Source organism: Streptomyces sp. LS1784 (assembly GCF_020103755.1).
Classification (GTDB): domain Bacteria; phylum Actinomycetota; class Actinomycetes; order Streptomycetales; family Streptomycetaceae; genus Kitasatospora.
Genome location: NZ_JAHSQD010000157.1, coordinates 1 through 15,433 on the forward strand (window position 1 = coordinate 1; position 15,433 = coordinate 15,433).

General features: G+C 71.2%; 13 protein-coding genes, 1 rRNA gene and 2 pseudogenes. 9 read left to right on the forward strand and 7 right to left on the reverse strand.

Annotation, left to right across the window (positions count from 1 at the left end; all coding sequences use genetic code 11):
• The 4 genes from KS423_RS19465 to KS423_RS19480 form a co-directional block, all read right to left on the reverse strand.
• A 16S ribosomal RNA gene (locus KS423_RS19465) occupies positions 1-79 on the reverse strand; the annotation flags it as partial.
• A 441-nt stretch (positions 80-520) separates the two neighbouring features.
• Positions 521-1,597: a low specificity L-threonine aldolase gene (locus KS423_RS19470; RefSeq protein WP_224280837.1), complete on the reverse strand. Its 1,077-nt coding sequence runs from the start codon at positions 1,595-1,597 to the stop codon at positions 521-523.
• A complete protein-coding gene (locus KS423_RS19475) occupies positions 1,594-2,352 on the reverse strand; it encodes an SDR family NAD(P)-dependent oxidoreductase (protein WP_224280827.1) in 759 nt (252 codons plus the stop codon). The genes KS423_RS19470 and KS423_RS19475 overlap by 4 nt, the downstream gene beginning before the upstream one ends.
• Positions 2,349-3,749 carry a DUF6421 family protein gene (locus KS423_RS19480; RefSeq protein WP_224280828.1) on the reverse strand — a complete coding sequence of 467 codons (1,401 nt, stop codon included), beginning with the start codon at positions 3,747-3,749 and terminating at the stop codon, positions 2,349-2,351. Before KS423_RS19480 ends, KS423_RS19475 begins: the two co-directional genes overlap by 4 nt.
• Positions 3,750-4,276: 527 nt before the next feature.
• Between KS423_RS19480 and KS423_RS19485 the strand changes: the two genes are divergently transcribed.
• From KS423_RS19485 to KS423_RS19505, 5 genes are all read left to right on the forward strand, one after another.
• Entirely contained in the window at positions 4,277-5,164 is an 888-nt protein-coding gene (locus tag KS423_RS19485) for an ABC transporter substrate-binding protein (protein WP_224280829.1), read from the forward strand.
• Positions 5,165-5,238: 74 nt separating this feature from the next.
• On the forward strand, positions 5,239-6,114 hold the full coding sequence (locus KS423_RS19490) for an amino acid ABC transporter permease (RefSeq protein WP_224280838.1): 876 nt from the start codon (positions 5,239-5,241) through the stop codon (positions 6,112-6,114).
• Positions 6,111-6,869: an amino acid ABC transporter ATP-binding protein gene (locus tag KS423_RS19495; protein ID WP_308020219.1), complete on the forward strand. Its 759-nt coding sequence runs from the start codon at positions 6,111-6,113 to the stop codon at positions 6,867-6,869. The genes KS423_RS19490 and KS423_RS19495 overlap by 4 nt, the downstream gene beginning before the upstream one ends.
• A gap of 298 nt (positions 6,870-7,167) precedes the next feature.
• The gene (locus KS423_RS19500) at positions 7,168-7,722 is read left to right on the forward strand and encodes a DUF5134 domain-containing protein (protein WP_224280830.1); all 555 of its coding nucleotides are present in this window, start codon (positions 7,168-7,170) and stop codon (positions 7,720-7,722) included.
• A 175-nt stretch (positions 7,723-7,897) separates the two neighbouring features.
• Positions 7,898-8,845 carry a M56 family metallopeptidase gene (locus KS423_RS19505; protein ID WP_224280831.1) on the forward strand — a complete coding sequence of 316 codons (948 nt, stop codon included), beginning with the start codon at positions 7,898-7,900 and terminating at the stop codon, positions 8,843-8,845.
• 41 nt (positions 8,846-8,886) lie between these two features.
• On the opposite strand, the gene KS423_RS19510 is transcribed toward KS423_RS19505, so the two are convergent.
• Positions 8,887-9,321: a MarR family winged helix-turn-helix transcriptional regulator gene (locus KS423_RS19510; protein ID WP_224280832.1), complete on the reverse strand. Its 435-nt coding sequence runs from the start codon at positions 9,319-9,321 to the stop codon at positions 8,887-8,889.
• Positions 9,322-9,408: 87 nt separating this feature from the next.
• On the opposite strand from KS423_RS19510, the gene KS423_RS19515 reads away from it, so the two are divergent.
• Both KS423_RS19515 and KS423_RS19520 read left to right on the forward strand, forming a co-directional pair.
• A complete protein-coding gene (locus KS423_RS19515; RefSeq protein ID WP_224280833.1) occupies positions 9,409-10,923 on the forward strand; it encodes an MFS transporter in 1,515 nt (504 codons plus the stop codon).
• 227 nt (positions 10,924-11,150) lie between these two features.
• On the forward strand, positions 11,151-11,756 hold the full coding sequence (locus tag KS423_RS19520) for a TetR/AcrR family transcriptional regulator (protein ID WP_224280834.1): 606 nt from the start codon (positions 11,151-11,153) through the stop codon (positions 11,754-11,756).
• 79 nt (positions 11,757-11,835) lie between these two features.
• Here the strand turns inward: KS423_RS19520 and KS423_RS19525 are convergent, their stop codons facing one another.
• Positions 11,836-12,702: a helix-turn-helix transcriptional regulator gene (locus KS423_RS19525; RefSeq protein WP_224280835.1), complete on the reverse strand. Its 867-nt coding sequence runs from the start codon at positions 12,700-12,702 to the stop codon at positions 11,836-11,838.
• 418 nt (positions 12,703-13,120) lie between these two features.
• On the opposite strand from KS423_RS19525, the pseudogene KS423_RS19530 reads away from it, so the two are divergent.
• Positions 13,121-13,585, forward strand: a pseudogene (locus KS423_RS19530) (ATP-binding protein); the annotation flags it as partial.
• 439 nt (positions 13,586-14,024) lie between these two features.
• Here the strand turns inward: KS423_RS19530 and KS423_RS19535 are convergent.
• Positions 14,025-14,288 (reverse strand): DUF397 domain-containing protein, encoded by a 264-nt coding sequence (locus KS423_RS19535; protein ID WP_097235176.1) that lies wholly within the window; start codon positions 14,286-14,288, stop codon positions 14,025-14,027.
• A 560-nt stretch (positions 14,289-14,848) separates the two neighbouring features.
• Between KS423_RS19535 and KS423_RS19540 the strand changes: the two are divergent.
• Positions 14,849-15,433 (forward strand): annotated as a pseudogene (locus KS423_RS19540) (hypothetical protein); the annotation flags it as partial.

Sequence of the window (15,433 nt, forward strand, 5' to 3'; positions counted from 1 at the left end):
AAGGGCTTCACCGTTCGACTTGCATGTGTTAAGCACGCCGCCAGCGTTCGTCCTGAGCCAGGATCAAACTCTCCGTGAATGTTTACTCGGCCCCGACATAAAGCAGGGCCGGTTCACACTCGCGTTGAGCGGCACGGCAACCACCGGAATAAGGCGGTCCCGCGCACTGCGTCCTCGCTAGTGTTATTTCAAAAGGAATCTCCAACCCCAGTCGCAATGACCGAGGCCGGGGATGTCAACATATCTGGCGTTGACTTTTGGCACGCTGTTGAGTTCTCAAGGAACGGACGCTTCCTTCGGACCGCCTTCCAGCGGACCCTCCGGGCTTCGTTCTTTCGTGTTTCCAGCTTATCAGACGCTTTCCGCTCCGTTTTCCGGAGTTTCATTCATCGGATTCACTTTCCGTTTTGTTGCCCCGGTCTCCCGCGGCGACTCCGGAACTGTACGGGGAGGGGCCCGCCACATGCAAATCGTCCCGCCCTGCGGTCGCAGGGCGGGACGATCCGTTGTTCGAGCACCGTCAGGCGCGGCCCATCTCCTCGGCGATGGCCGCCGCGAAGGCGTCGATGTCGGCCTCCGTGGTGTCGAAGGCACACATCCAGCGGACCTCGCCGGTGTGCTCATTCCAGAAGTAGAAGCGGTAGCGCTTCTGGAGCCGCTCGCTCACCTCGCGCGGGAGGATCGCGAACACCGCGTTCGCCTGAACCGGGCGGACCACCTCGACGCCGTCGATCTTCCGGACCGCGGCCTCCAGGCGGCTGGCCATCGCGTTGGCGTGGCCGGCGTTGCGCAGGTAGAGGTCACCGGAGAGCAGCGCCTCGAACTGGACCGAGACGAAGCGCATCTTCGAGGCGAGCTGCATCGAGGTCTTGCGCAGGTACTTGATGTTGCGCACCCGCTCCGGGTTGAGCACCACCACGACCTCGCCGAACAGCAGGCCGTTCTTCGTCCCGCCGAAGGAGAGCACGTCGACGCCCACGTCGGTGGTGAAGGCGCGCAGCGGCTGGCCGAGCGAGGCGGCGGCGTTGGCCAGGCGGGAGCCGTCCACGTGGACGAGCATGCCCAGCTGGTGGGCGTGCTCGGTGATCGCGCGGATCTCGTCGGCGGTGTAGAGGGTGCCGAGCTCGGTGCTCTGGGTGATGGAGACCGCGAGCGGCTGCGCGCGGTGCTCGTCACCGAAACCCCAGGCCTGCTGGTCGAGCAGTTCGGGCGTGAGCTTGCCGTCCGGGGTCGGGACGGTGAGCAGCTTGATGCCGCCCATCTTCTCCGGCGCGCCGCCCTCGTCCACGTGGATGTGGGCCGTCTCGGCGCAGACCACCGCGCCCCAGCGCGGCAGCAGCGACTGGAGGGCGACCACGTTGGCGCCGGTGCCGTTGAAGACGGGGTAGGCCTCGGCCTTCTCACCGAAGTGGCGGCGGAAGACGTCCTGGAGGTGGGCCGTGTAGTCGTCCTCGCCATAGGCGATCTGGTGACCGCCGTTGGCGACGGCTATCGCGGCGAGGACCTCCGGGTGCACGCCGGCGTAGTTGTCGCTGGCGAAGCCGCGGACGGCGGGGTCGTGCCGCCGTACCGCGTCCGTACGGGTGGAGTCGGTCATCGGGCTGTCAGCCACAGGTGCTGTCCGTTCAGTTCTGCTGCGGGGCGGTCCCAGAGGCCCGCCAGGTGTCCGGCGAGGTCGGCCGTGTCGGTGAAGCCGGTGAACTTCGCCTCCGGCTTCTCGGCCCGCATTTCGGGACTGACCAGCGCCTTGATGACCAGGATCGCAGCCGCCGCGGTGGGCTCGCCGTCCGGGGCGGTGGTCTCCTTCTTGAAGGAGTCGGCCATGGCGAGGGTCCACGCCTCGGTGGCGGCCTTGGCCGCCGCGTAGGCGGCGCCGCCGGCAGTGGGCTTGTGCGCGGCCGCGGCGGAGATCATCGCGTAGCGGCCGGCGGAGCTGCGGACCAGCGCGGGCTGGAAGGCCAGCGAGGTGTGCTGGAGGGTGCGCACGACGGTGTCGTGCAGGAAGTCCCAGTCGTCCAGCCTGGTGTCGAAGAAGGTCTTGCTGCCGCGCCAGCCACCGACCAGGTGGAACAGGCCGTCGACGTGGCCGTGCTCGGACTCCAGGTGGTCGGCCCAGTCGTGGACCTCCTGCGGGTCGAGCAGGTCGATCACCTGGCCGCTGACCTTGGCTCCGCGGACGGCCACCCGGGTGGCGTCCAGGGCGGACTCCAGCCGCTGGGCGTCGATGTCGGCGCCGATCACGGTGGCGCCGTCGGCGGTGAGGCGGCGCAGCACGGCGCGGCCGGCCGGGCCGCTGGCTCCGGCGACGGCGATGACCTTGCCGGCCAGCGGGGCGTTGGTGGAGGTGGTCACGCGGCGGCTCCCTGGATACCTGCGCCGGTGATGCCGGCGGTGGCGGCGATGACGCCGCTCAGCTTCTTGTTGAGGGCCTCGTAGAACATGCTCAGCGGGAACTCGTCCGGGAGCACGGCGTCGCACAGGGCCTTGTTGAGGGCCTTGCCGTCGGTGATGTCGAGCGGCAGGGCCTCGGGGCCCTTCGCCCAGGTGGAGGCCGGGTGCGGGGTGAGGTAGCGGGAGACCAGCTCGTAGGCGGCGATCCAGTGGGCCGACTTCGGCCGGTCGATGCCGTCGCGGTACAGGGTCTCGATCTCGGCGCAGAGCGCGTTGGTGACCTGCGGGGCGCGCTCCCAGTCGATGGTGAGGCGGTTGTCGCGCCAGCGCAGCGCGTCGTGCTTGTGCAGGTAGGCAAAGAGCAGCTGGCCGCCCATGCCGTCGTAGTTGCGCACCCGGTCGCCGGAGACCGGGAAGCGGAACAGGCGGTCGAAGAGAACCGCGTACTGGACGTCGCGGGCGTGCGGGTTGCCCTCGGTCTCCAGCTGCACCGCCTCCTTGAAGGTGGTGAGGTCGCAGCGGAGCTCCTCCAGGCCGTACATCCAGAACGGGCTGCGCTGCTTGATCATGAAGGGGTCGAACGGCAGGTCGCCGTGGCTGTGGGTGCGGTCGTGGATCAGGTCCCACAGGACGAAGGTCTCCTGCGCGCGCTGCTGGTCCTCGAGCAGGCTTTCGGCGTCGGCCGGGATCTCCAGGTCGAGCTGCTGGACGGCGCTGGTGGAGACGGCGCGGAAACGGGCCGCCTCGCGGTCGCAGAAGATGCCGCCCCAGGTGAAGCGTTCCGGCGCCTTGCGCACGGAGACCGTCTCGGGGAAGAGCACGGCGGAGTTGGTGTCGTAGCCGGCGGTGAAGTCCGTGAAGGTGATCGGCACGAACATCGGGTTGTCGAAGCGGGTGCGCTCCAGCTCCGCCAGCCAGTCGGGCCACACGACACGCAGCAGGACGGCTTCCAGGTTGCGGTTCGGGTTCCCGTTCTGGGTGTACATCGGGAACACGACCAGGTGCTCCAGCCCGTCCTCGCGCTGGTCGGCGGGCTGGAAGGCGAGCAGCGAGTCCAGGAAGTCGGGCTCGCGGTAGCCGGTGTCGGCCCACTTGGCGAGGTCCGCGTCGACGGCGGCCAGGTAGGCGGCGTCGTGCGGGAAGTTCGGAGCGAGCTCCTGGACGGCGGCCCGGACGGTGGCGACCAGCGGGTCGACCGTGTGCCGCTGGACGGCGGCCAGGTCGATGGAGCCGTCCTTGGACTGGAGCGGGCGCAGCGTCTCGACGGCCTCCTTCAGGCGCTGCCAGGCCGGGTGGCCGGCGAGGGTCGAGACCGGGGCGTCGGCCGCCACAGCGAGCCTTGGCGAAAGATTCTGCATCGTGGACTCACTTCGACAGGAGTTATTTCGACGGGGACACCATAAGTACGAAAGGTTCTTCCGTTCAAGGGGGCCCGGACCGGCAAAACTCCGGCCTACCCCCGCTCCCGTGCCGAAACCTTCGGCGGGAGACGGGTTGTCCGGAATGTGGACAGTGATCTGGATGTTCTGGACAGATGCGCCGTTGTGATGCGAACCTCCCCGCATGCTCCCGGCGGTGATCACGGTGGCCGAACGCCACGACAGCCCGTTCCGGGTGCCCTCCCGTCGGCACGCCTGCCGTAGCTGTCGCGCGCGCGGCCTCTGCTGCCGCTGTCGCCGCTGTTGTTGACCGGTTGCCGCCGACCAGGCCGCTGCCGGTCCGGCTCGGGGGGCGCCGCGGACGCGGGCCCGTACGCCGACCATGCCGCGTGTGTTCCGGCGCCGCCACCGGGGGGAAGTGACCCGCCGGGATGCGGGCCGTCCGTCGCGCCCTCCCGTGCCCCTCGTTGTTCCCGTCCCGCCCGGTCCTTCCCTGGAGCCCCGTCATGACCCTCCGCAAGCCGTCCGCCGTCCTGCCCATCGCCGCGCTGGTCGCCGCCGCGGCCGTGCTGACCGCCTGCGCGCCGCAGGACTCGAAGTCCGACGCCGCCTCCGGTGCCTCGGGCTCGGCCGGGTCGGCCGCGGGCTGCGCGCCGGGGGCACTGGCCACGCGTACCGCCGGAACGCTGACCGTCGGCACCGACAAGCCCGCGTACGACCCGTGGTTCTCCGAGGACAAGCCGGAGAACGGCAAGGGCTTCGAGTCCGCCGTGGCCTACGCGGTCGCGGAGAAGCTCGGCTACCCGAAGGAGAAGGTCAGCTGGGTGCTCGCGCCGTTCAACAAGGCGACCTCGCCGGGCGCCAAGGACTTCGACTTCGACATCAACCAGGTGTCCGTCAGCGACGAACGCAAGCAGGCGGTGGACTTCTCCTCCGGCTACTACGACGTGCGCCAGACCGTCATCGCACTGAAGAACTCCAAGGCGGCGGGTGCCAGGAGCATCGCCGACCTCAAGGACACCAAGCTCGGCGCGCAGGTCGGCACCACGAGCCTGGAGACCATCACCGACACCATCAAGCCGAGCGCCCAGCCGGCCGTCTTCGACTCCAACGACCTGGCCAAGGCCGCGCTGAAGAACGGCCAGATCGAGGCCCTGGTGGTGGACCTGCCGACCGCCTTCTTCATCACCGGCGCCGAGGTCCCGGAGGCCCAGGTGGTCGGCCAGTTCGAGACGGGCGCGAAGGCCGAGCAGTTCGGCCTGGTGCTGGACAAGGGCTCCAAGCTGACCGGCTGCGTCTCGCAGGCGGTGGACGCGCTGCGCACCGACGGCACGCTGGCGAAGCTGGAGAAGCAGTGGCTCTCCGACGCCGTCTCGGCACCGGTGCTGAAGTGAGTTCCGGCCTGGGCCCCGGGCCGAGCGGGGAGACGACGGACACCGCGGCGGCGGAGCTCGCCAAGGCACCGGCGGTGCGGACCGGGGCGCCTGCCGCGGAGGACGACTACCGCCCGTCCGAGCGGCGGCTGGCGCACGAGGCGTACCGGCGGGCCCGGGCCTGCCGCTCGGCGCTGATCGCCACCGCGTCGACCCTGACGACGGCGATCGTGCTCTACCTGCTGGTCGTCAACTCCCCCGGCTGGGAGGTGACTCGGCGGACCTTCTTCAACCTCGACTACGCCCGCCAGGCACTGCCCGAGGTGCTGAAGGGGCTGCGGCTGAACCTGGAGCTGATGCTCGGCTGCGGGGCGCTGATCCTGCTGTTCGGGCTGCTGCTGGCGGTGCTGCGGACACTGCGCGGGCCGGTCTTCCTGCCGGTGCGGCTGCTCGCCACCGCGTACGTGGACTTCTTCCTCGGGCTGCCGATGATCATCTGCCTGCTGGTGATGATCACCGGGGTGCCGGCACTGAGGCTGACCGGGGTGACCACCGATCCGCTGTTGCTGGGCGGAGCGGCGCTGGTGCTGACGTACTCGGCGTACGTGTCCGAGGTGTTCCGCTCCGGCATCGAGTCGGTGCACCCGAGCCAGCGGGCCGCGGCCCGGTCGCTGGGGCTGACCAACGCGCAGGCGATGCGGTACGTGGTGCTGCCGCAGGCCGTCCGCCGGGTGGTGCCGCCGCTGCTCAACAACCTGGTGAGCCTCCAGAAGGACACCGGGCTGGTCTCGATCGGCGGCGCGATCGACGCGGTGTACGCGGCGAAGATCATCGCGGCCCGGTCCTTCAACTTCACGCCGTACCTGGTGGCGGGGCTGGTGTTCATCGTGCTGACCATTCCGCTGACCCGGTTCGCCGACTGGCTGACCACCCGGATGAACCGCCGCCAGCTCCAGGGAGGTGCGGTGTGACGTCGAACGAGGTGCTCCGGCTGGAGTCGGTGCGCAAGACCTTCGGCGGCCAGGTGGTGCTGCGCGACGTGGACCTCGCCGTGGCCGAGCACTCGGTGACGGCGCTGATCGGGGCGTCCGGCTCCGGCAAGTCCACGCTGATGCGCTGCGTCAACCTGCTGGAGGGGATCGACGACGGGGCGATCTTCCTGGACGGCGAGGAGATCACCGATCCGCGCGCGGACGAGGACGCCGTGCGGCGCCGGATCGGCGTGGTGTTCCAGTCGTACAACCTGTTCCCGCACCTGACGGTGCTGGAGAACGTCACGCTCGCACCGCGCCGGGTGCACCGGGTCGCCCGGGCCGAGGCGGAGGCGCGGGCGCTGGAACTGCTCGACCGGCTCGGGCTGGCGGCCAAGGCGAAGGAGTACCCGGACCGGCTCTCCGGCGGGCAGCAGCAGCGGGTCGCCATCGTGCGCGCACTGGCCACCGGGCCGCGACTGCTGCTCCTGGACGAGATCACCGCGGCGCTCGACCCGGTGCTGGTCGGCGAGGTGCTGTCGGTCGTGCGGGACCTCAAGGAGCAGGGGATGACGATGGTCCTCTCCACCCACGAGATGGGCTTCGCCCGCGAGGTCGCCGACCGGGTCTGCTTCCTGGACGGCGGCGTGGTGCTCGAACAGGGACCGCCCGAGCAGGTGTTCGGCGATCCGCAGGAGGAGCGCACCCGGCAGTTCCTCGGCCGGGTGGTCGCCTCGGGGCGGCTCCAGGGCTGAGCTCCCTCGCCGGCGCGGTGGGTGGCCACGCGCGACCGGGGCGTGCGACCAGGTGCGCAACCAGGGCTTTCGCAACGACGAGCACCACCATGCGCCCCTGTACGCGCCCTGGCCGCGCCCGGCCGAGTGCGGTGATCGTGGACCGGACGTCCGTCGCCGCGCACGGGGAGTGGCGAACAGACGACAGCTGACGGATAACAGATGACAGCCGACAGATTTCATCATCTGTTCGCTGACCACTGTCCGTTGTCGCCTGTCCGCCGCCGCCCCGGCGCCCCACCGCCCCGGGAGGCCGCCGTTGCACGGACCCGCCCTGGTCAACTGGCTCCTCGCCCTCCTCGCCGCCGGCGCCGGCACCTCCTGCCTGGTACGGCTGCGCCGCTCCCCCTGCGCCCCGGACGGCGCGCACCGGCCGCTCGCCCGCGAGTCCGACGCCGCCGAGGCCCTGATGGGGCTCGGCATGGCCGCGATGGCCGTCACCGGCACCACCGTCCCGGCCGCCGTCTGGGCCGGACTCTTCGGCCTCCCCGCCGCTGCCCTCCTGTTCGCCGCCGCCCACGGCCCGGCCGGGCGGGCGCACCGGCTGCACCACGCGGTCGGCGCGCTCGCCATGACGTACATGGCCCTCGCCATGACGGTCGCCTCCGGCCACGAGCACCACCAGTCCGCCGCCCTGGGCCTTCCGGTGCTGACCGGGGCGCTCCTCCTCTACTTCGGCGGGTACACCCTCTGGGCCGGCAGCCGGCTGCTGCGCACTCCGGCGGGCGCCCTCGCGGTCGGCACCGCCGGGCTGCCGCAGGCCTGCCGACTCACCATGGGCATCGGCATGTTCGCCATGCTCCTGACCATGTGACAGCCGTTGACCGTGCAGCGACCGTGCGACCTGCCCACGCCCGGCACCCCAAGACCCCCACCCGGGCGTGGCGTTGGTCACTGGCCGGTCAAAAGCCGTTCCACCGGGCGTCGCCAGCGCATAGGTTGGCAGGGAGCGCGTTGTCGCGTTCCGTGCGTACTCGGGGAGCCCATCGATGCCTGCCCTGATCGGCCTTCTGCTGCTCGGCCTGCTGCTCTCGACCGTCGCGCCCCGGCTGCTGGCCCGGGCCCGCTGGGCGGAGCGCGAACCGGTGCTGGCACTGCTGGTGTGGCAGTGCCTGGTGGTGGCCGTACTGCTCTGCTGCGCGCTGGGCCTGGTGCTGGCGGCCTCCGCCGCCCTGCCGGAGCTGCGCGCGCTGGTGTTCGCGGGCGCACCGCACGGTGTGGAGGCGGCGTACGCCCTCCAGGAGGCCGAGGGCTGGGGCCGGCTGTGCGCCGCGGTGCTGGCCGCGGGTGGGGTGCAGACGGTGCTGGCGCTCACTCGGGAGGTCCGCACGGCCAAGGCGCTGCGTGATCGCCGGCACGCCCAACTGGCGACCCGAGCACCGGAGTTGCCCGAAACCATCGAGACCGCCCGGAGCCGCCGGGAACGGCTGGTGGTGCTGGAGAACGTCCGCCCGGAGGCATGGTCGCTGCCCGGACCGGACTCCCGACTGGTGGTCACCACCGGCGCCCTCCAGCAACTGACCGACCGGGAGCTGGCGGCCGTACTGAGCCATGAGCGCGGCCACGTCCGGGCCCGGCACCACTGGCTCCAGCAGTTCTCCCAGGCGCTCGCTTCCGGCTTCCCCGGCGTCGGCGTGTTCAGCGCCTTCCGGGACCAGGTGGCGGAGCTGGTCGAGCTGGCCGCCGACGACCGGGCCGCCCGCCGGCACGGCCGGCACACCACCGCCCTCGCGCTGGCCGAACTCAACCTGGACCGCGGGGTGTTCGGCTCTTGCCCGCCCGGTCTGGCGCAGTCCCCAAAGCGGGTGGACCGGCTGCTCGCGGGCCGTCCGCGGCTCTCCGTCCCGCACCGGCTGCGACTGACCGTCGCGGCGCTCGCCGCGCCCGCCGTGGTCGTCCTGCTGGCCGCCGCGCCGGGGCTGCACTCGCTGCTCTGAGGCCGACCCCGCAGCACACTGCGGGCGTTTTCGACCGACCGTCAGTCCCCAGGCGCTCCGCAGGCCGGGCCGAGCCCGTCACCGAGGGTCAGCTCCAGCACCTCGCGGTGGAGCGGCCTGGCCTGCCCGTAGCGCTCCCGGCCGGCCTCGGTGAGGGTGAGCAGGACGCCCCGCCGGTCGCTCTCACACATCGCCCGGGTGACCAGTCCGGCCTTCTCCAGGCGGGCGATCAGCCGGGACAGCGCGCTCTGGCTCAGGTGGACGGTGTGGGCCAGATCGCTCACCCGGACCGCATGCCCGCCGCCGCCCCCGCACTCCTCGACGAGGCGCTCCAGCACCTCGAACTCGCTCATGCCCAGCCCGTACCGGTCGCCCAGCTCGCGGTCGAGCATGCAGGCCGCGGCGGCATGCCGAGCCAGCAGCTCGCGCCACTGCGCGACGAGACCGGCCTCCGCCGGGGAGTCGAGTTCAGCCACGCCGCCACCCTAGCACGTGCATCGGCAATTATTGCGTTCACATCTAATTCACTTGCATTGAATGCATGTGCATGTACTGTCCTCCCCATGACCACCGCGACCGCCACACCACCCGACGCCCCGTCAACCAGCGGGCTGAACTGGAATCCCCGCCTCTGGGGCACCCTGATCGTGCTCTGCGCCGCCATGTTCCTGGACGCCCTGGACGTCTCCATGGTGGGCGTCGCCCTCCCGTCCATCGGCTCCGACCTGCACCTGTCCACCGCCACCCTCCAGTGGGTGGTCTCCGGCTACGTGCTCGGCTACGGCGGCCTGCTGCTGCTCGGTGGCCGCGCCGCAGACCTGCTCGGCCGCCGCCGGGTGTTCCTGGTGGCCCTGGGCGTCTTCGCCGCCGCCTCGCTGGCCGGCGGCCTGGTCGACGACGGCGGCCTGCTGATCGCGGCCCGGTTCCTCAAGGGCGTCAGCGCCGCCTTCACCGCCCCGGCCGGCCTGTCGATCATCACCACGACCTTCGCGGAGGGCCCGGCCCGCAACCGCGCGCTGTCGATCTACACCACCTGCGCTGCCAGCGGCTTCTCGCTCGGCCTGGTGCTCAGTGGCCTGCTCACCGAGGTCGGCTGGCGCTGGACCTTCCTGATGCCCGTCCCGGTCGCACTGCTCGCCCTGGTCTTCGCCGTCCGACTGCTCCCCCGGTCGGTCGAGGAGCGCGCCAAGGGCGGCTACGACGTGCTGGGCGCGATCACCGGCACCGCGACCGTGCTGCTGCTGGTCTTCACCGTCACCGAGGCCCAGGGCGCCGGCTGGCTGAGCCTGCGCACCCTCGGCTCGCTGCTCGTCGTCACCGCGCTGGCCGCCACCTTCCTACGGGTGGAGAGCCGCACCGCGCACCCGCTGGTCCGGCTCGGCATCTTCCGCAACGGCTCGGTCGCCCGGGCCAACGTGGTCGCCTTCGCGATGACCGGCGCGTACGGCGGCTTCCAGTTCGTGGTCACCCTCTACCTCCAGCACCTGCTCGGCTGGTCCGCCCTGGAGATGGCCCTCGGACTGCTCCCGGCCGCGGCCCTCATCGCGCTCTCGGCACCCTTCATGGGCCCGATCGTGGACCGCTTCGGCACCGGGCGGCTGCTGCCGATCGGCCTGGTCTCGCTGGTCGCCGCCTTCGCACTGTTCCTGCGGCTGGACGAGCACAGCTCGTACCCGGGCCTGGTGCTCCCCTCGATGCTGCTGCTCGGCGTGGGTTTCGCGTTCGCCTTCCCCTCGGTGAACATCGCCGCCACCGACGGCGTGGCCGACGAGGAGCAGGGCCTGGCCTCGGGCCTGGTGAACACCGCCATCCAGGTCGGCACCGCGGTGGTGCTGGCCGGAGCGACCGCGATGATCACGGCCGGCAGTGCGGGTGGCGACAGTCCGCAGGCCCAGCTGGACGGCTACCGGCCGGCGCTGATGTTCGTCACCGTGGTCGCCCTGGTCGGTCTGGTGGTCGCAGCGGCAGGCGCCCTGGTGGACCGACGCCGCAGGACAACTCCCGTTCCAGTGCCCGATTATGATTATCCGCCAGCCGGATCGACAGCAGCCCGGGCCGAAGTCCTGACCGAGCGCTGACCTCGGGCCCCGCCCGCGGCCGGCCTCCGGGCCGTCGGGCAATGGCGCCGGCTCCACCAAACCCCCGTGTTGGTGGAGCCGGCCGTCTTCGTGGCGGCCGCCCGGGCAGCGCCCACCGGGACGCGGTTCCTCGGGCGGCTGTCGGCTCCGCAAGTATATTGGCTCGGAGCCAACGAACGTTCGGAGCAGACACGATGGCACCTCGCGCGGATTCGGTCAATGAGGAGATGCGGCAACGCTCCCGCCGGCGCATCATGCGGGCCACCGTCGAGCTGGTTGACCAGCGCGGCTACGCGGGCACCACACTGACGGACATCGCCGAACGGGCCGGGCTCGCCCGCGGCCTGCTCTCGTACTACTTCGACGGCAAGCGGCTGCTCATGCAGTCCGCGACGCACCGGATGATGCACCAGTCGCTGTCCGGCGCGCTGGCGGAACTGGCACCCGGCTCCTCCCCCGACGCCCGGCTGGCCCGGGCGATCGACACCGTGCTCGGGCTGGCGATGGACCATCCCCGGGTGATGCGCTCGCACCTGGCACTGATCATCGACCCGGACACCGGCGCCTTCGTCCAGGACCCGGAACAGCAGCAGCTCGGCGCCATCCTCCAGGGGCTGCTGCGGGACTGGGGCGCACCCGACCCGGTCGCCGAGCACGCGGTGCTGCGCAGTGCGCTGATGGGCGGCTGCATCGGAGTCCTGCTGCCGGGCGCCGAGATCCCGCTGGCGCCGATCCGGGCCGACCTCTTCCGTCGCTACGACCTGGCGTGGGAACTGGGCCACCCGCCACAGCCGTCCCCGCCGGAACGCGAACGGCCGCCGGCCCGCGACTGACGGCGGGTGGGCGGCCTGGTGACCGGCTGCCGGGGGGCCTCGCGAGGGAGGGAGCTCACAGGCCCCGGGCGGCAGCGACTCAGCGTTCCTTCAGGATCGAGGCGAGCAGGTCTATCGTGCGTTCCGGCGTGAGGCTGTCCACGCAGAGCCGCTCCATGACCTGGATGTAGGCGTCGACGTCGTCGCGCTTGTCCAGGTAGAGCGCGCTGGTGAGCTGCTCCAGGTAGACCACGTCCGCGAGGTCCTGCTCCGGGAAGCGCAGGATCGTGAACGCCCCGGACTCGCCCGCGTGCGCGCCGAACCGGAACGGCATGACCTGGATGACCACGTTGGCCTGCTCGGCGACATCGATCAGGTACTGCACCTGACCGCGCATCACCTTGGGCCCGCCGACCGGCCGGCGTAGCGCGGCCTCGTCGATGACCGCCCACAGGCGCGGGCTGGCGCCCTCGGTCAGCAGCTTCTGGCGGCGCAGCCGGAGGCTGACCCGCCGCTCGACCTCCTCATCGCTGATGACCGGCCGACTTTGGCCGAAAACCGCCCGTGCGTACTCCTCGGACTGGAGCAGCCCGGGGATGAACTGCACCTCGTAGGTGCGGATCAGCTGGGCGGCCTCCTCCAGGCCGACGTAGGTCTGGAACCAACCCGGCAGCACGTCGTTGAAGCTGTGCCACCAGCCGGACTTGTTGGCCTCGCGGACCAGGCCGAGCAGGGCTTCCCGCTCCGTCCCGTCGTCCACGCCGTACAGGCTGAGCAGGTCGGCGACGTCGCGCTCCTTGAAGCTGACGCGGCCGAGTTCCATGCGGCTGATCTTGGACTCGGAAGCCCGGATCGCGTAGCCCGCGTCCTCGCGGGTGATGCCGCGCGCCTCGCGCAGGCGGCGCAGCTGCGAGCCGAGGAGGATCCGGCGGACCATCGAGCCGCCGCCCGGCTGAACTGTGGTCATGCGGTCGAAACCTCCACCTAGGGCAAACAGCGCACAGTCTGCCATCAGTTGAGCGCTCACGGTGCCGATACTGACGGATGTTCCTATCAGTTCTGCACTCCATGCACCAGGATGCACGTGCATCCGGCGCTTGCATATGCCAATAGTGCGACTGCACGTGAATCGACTCTTGCATCTGCAGTGAGCGCACACCACCATGGTGCACGTGCACCTGCACATCCCTGGCAATCCCGCGGGCTCCGCGTCGACCCCACGCGCGACTCCGTGCACCGACCCGACGGCGTCCCCCGCGCCATCGGGCGTTCGAGTGCGCGCGCGCCTGGTCGAGGGGGCGGCCGAGCGGCCGAGCGAGTCGGAGGTGACCGGCATGACCCCGGCGGGTCCAGCCGTGTCCGCCCCCTTATGGGAGGAGCTCTTCATGAGCACCGGTACGGCCTTGGCGGTTGACCCCCATGTGGTCACCTGTACGCTCGCTCCTCGCTTCGAAGCCGTCAGAACCGCGCGCGACTTCGCTCGGACCACGCTCCAGCGCTGGGGCCTGACGGAGCTGTTCGACGACGTCGCGCTGGTGGCCTCGGAACTCGTGACCAACGCGCTCCGGCATGCGATCGGCGCACGGCCCGACCCGTCGGGCGGCGCCCTGGGCGAGTACGACTTTCCCATACAGCCGACCGCGGACGGCCGGCTTCCGATCCGAATAAGCCTCGTGCACCGCGCACCCCAGGTGGTCTGCGCGGTGAGCGATCCGAGCAGCCTCGGCCCGGTCGCCCGGGAGGCCGACTTCGTCGCCGAGTCGGGCCGCGGGCTGCACCTGGTGGAGTCGTTCAGCCGCTCCTGGGGCTGGCACCCGCTGGGCAGCGGCAAGGTGGTCTGGGCGATGTTCGAGGCGGAGACGGTCGGCGGCTCCCCGCTGGACGGACACCTCGGACTCGGCGGCCGCTCACCGCTCGACGGCCCCGTCGACGTCGGCGGGCGGCATCGGCGCTCGGCCTAGGACGGGCCCCGCGCCCAGCACGGCCCCTGCGCCGCACGGCGCACGGCCGGTCGAGGGAAGCCCCGGGAGGACCACACCCCGGGCCCTTCCACCAGGCGCCGCCGAGGCCTTCCGGCGCCACGGACCCGCGAGCGGCTCAGTGCGGCCGGGCGGATCCGGACCGGAGGAGGCCTCCGGAGAAGAGGCGTCCGGAGAAGAAGGGGCCTCCGGAGGAGAAGCATCCGGCGCAAGGACATCCGGACGAGAGGCATCCTCAGAAGGCAAAGACAAAGGCCGTCGTGGTGTCGGCACCCACGACGGCCCCCCGATGGTGGAGCACGACGGCCGGTCAGACCGCCAGGTGGTCGAACTCCCCGTCCTTCGCCCCGAGCAGCAGGGCGGCGATCTCGGCCCGGGTGTAGATGAGGGCCGGACCGTCCGGGAACCGCGAGTTGCGCATCGCCACATCGCCGCCCGGCAGGGCCGCGAACTCGACGCAGTTGCCCTGGGAGTTGCTGTGCCGGCTCTTCTGCCAGACCACCCCCTGGAGATCGGCGGCAGCCATCCCGTTGTAGGTGTCGTACGAGCCGTGCGTGTCCTGCGAGTCGTGCATAGAAATCTCCCGAAGAGCTCCGGAGTTGTCGTCCAGCGCGGCGCCCCCCGGCACCGCCGAACGAACGGACCGGCCCCGTACCGGCCCGGCACAACGCCTCACTTGACGCGATGATAGCCGCAGTGCACGTGCATCAGCACGGGACATTGCAGGTGCACGGGGCTTTTTATCCGCAGCCCCGAACTCTTCACGGGCCCTTCTCCTGACGGTACGTAAACGGACATAGCCGATGGAATCGCCGAGCTCGCGATAACCGGCCGTGAGCACTTCCCCGCTAAATGTTGATCTTCGAATGCCGGGAGTCGCACCCCCGTGACCCTCCGTCAGGCCACCCCTATGCTGTGAGACATCTCACGCGCCACAGATGCAACGCCCGCCCCCTCGGATTACGTCGTGTGCAACCACCGGCGACTGCGAGCGGGCTGGGCGAGGAATGTCCGGATTGTAGGCAATAGGCCCGGACCGGCTTCGGAGACGCACCGAGTCCGCGCGGCGGCCACGCGAAACCCGAACGGCAGCCGACTGCAAGCCGGACGGGCAGATGTCCTACGATCTCCGGCATGAGCACCGCAGCCATCCCGGGCGCGCCACTGCCCGTCCGCACCCCAGGCTCCCGTGCGCGGGGGCGCCACCGTCGTCCCGAGCGCCCCGAGATCCCGGCCGGCGCCCCGGCCCTGGTGCTCGCCGTGCCCGCGACCGCCGGGCCCGAGTCCCGTTCGGTCGTCGAGGAGCTGCTCTCGATCGTCCGCACCGAGCAGAACGGCGTCCAGACCGCGGTCGGCTACCTCGCCGGCGACGGCACCGAGGGCCCCGGCGGCGAGGACCGCACCGTGGCCGAGCTGCTGACCCTGGCCGCCGAAGCCGGGCTGCCGACGCCCGTCCTGGTGCCGCTGGTGCCCGGCCCGCACACCTTCCTGACCGAGCTTCACGCGATCGCCGCCGAGTACGGCGCGCCCGTCACCGACCCGCTGGGCCCGCACCCGCTGCTGGCCGAGGCCGTGCACGTCCGACTGTCCGAGGCCGGGCTGGCCCGGGCCGACCGCGCCCGGCTGTTCGCCATCGCGACCGCCGCGGACGGCGTGGTGCTGACCACCGTCGGCGGCGAGGACGCGGCCGCCGCGGCCGGCATCACCGGTGTGCTGCTG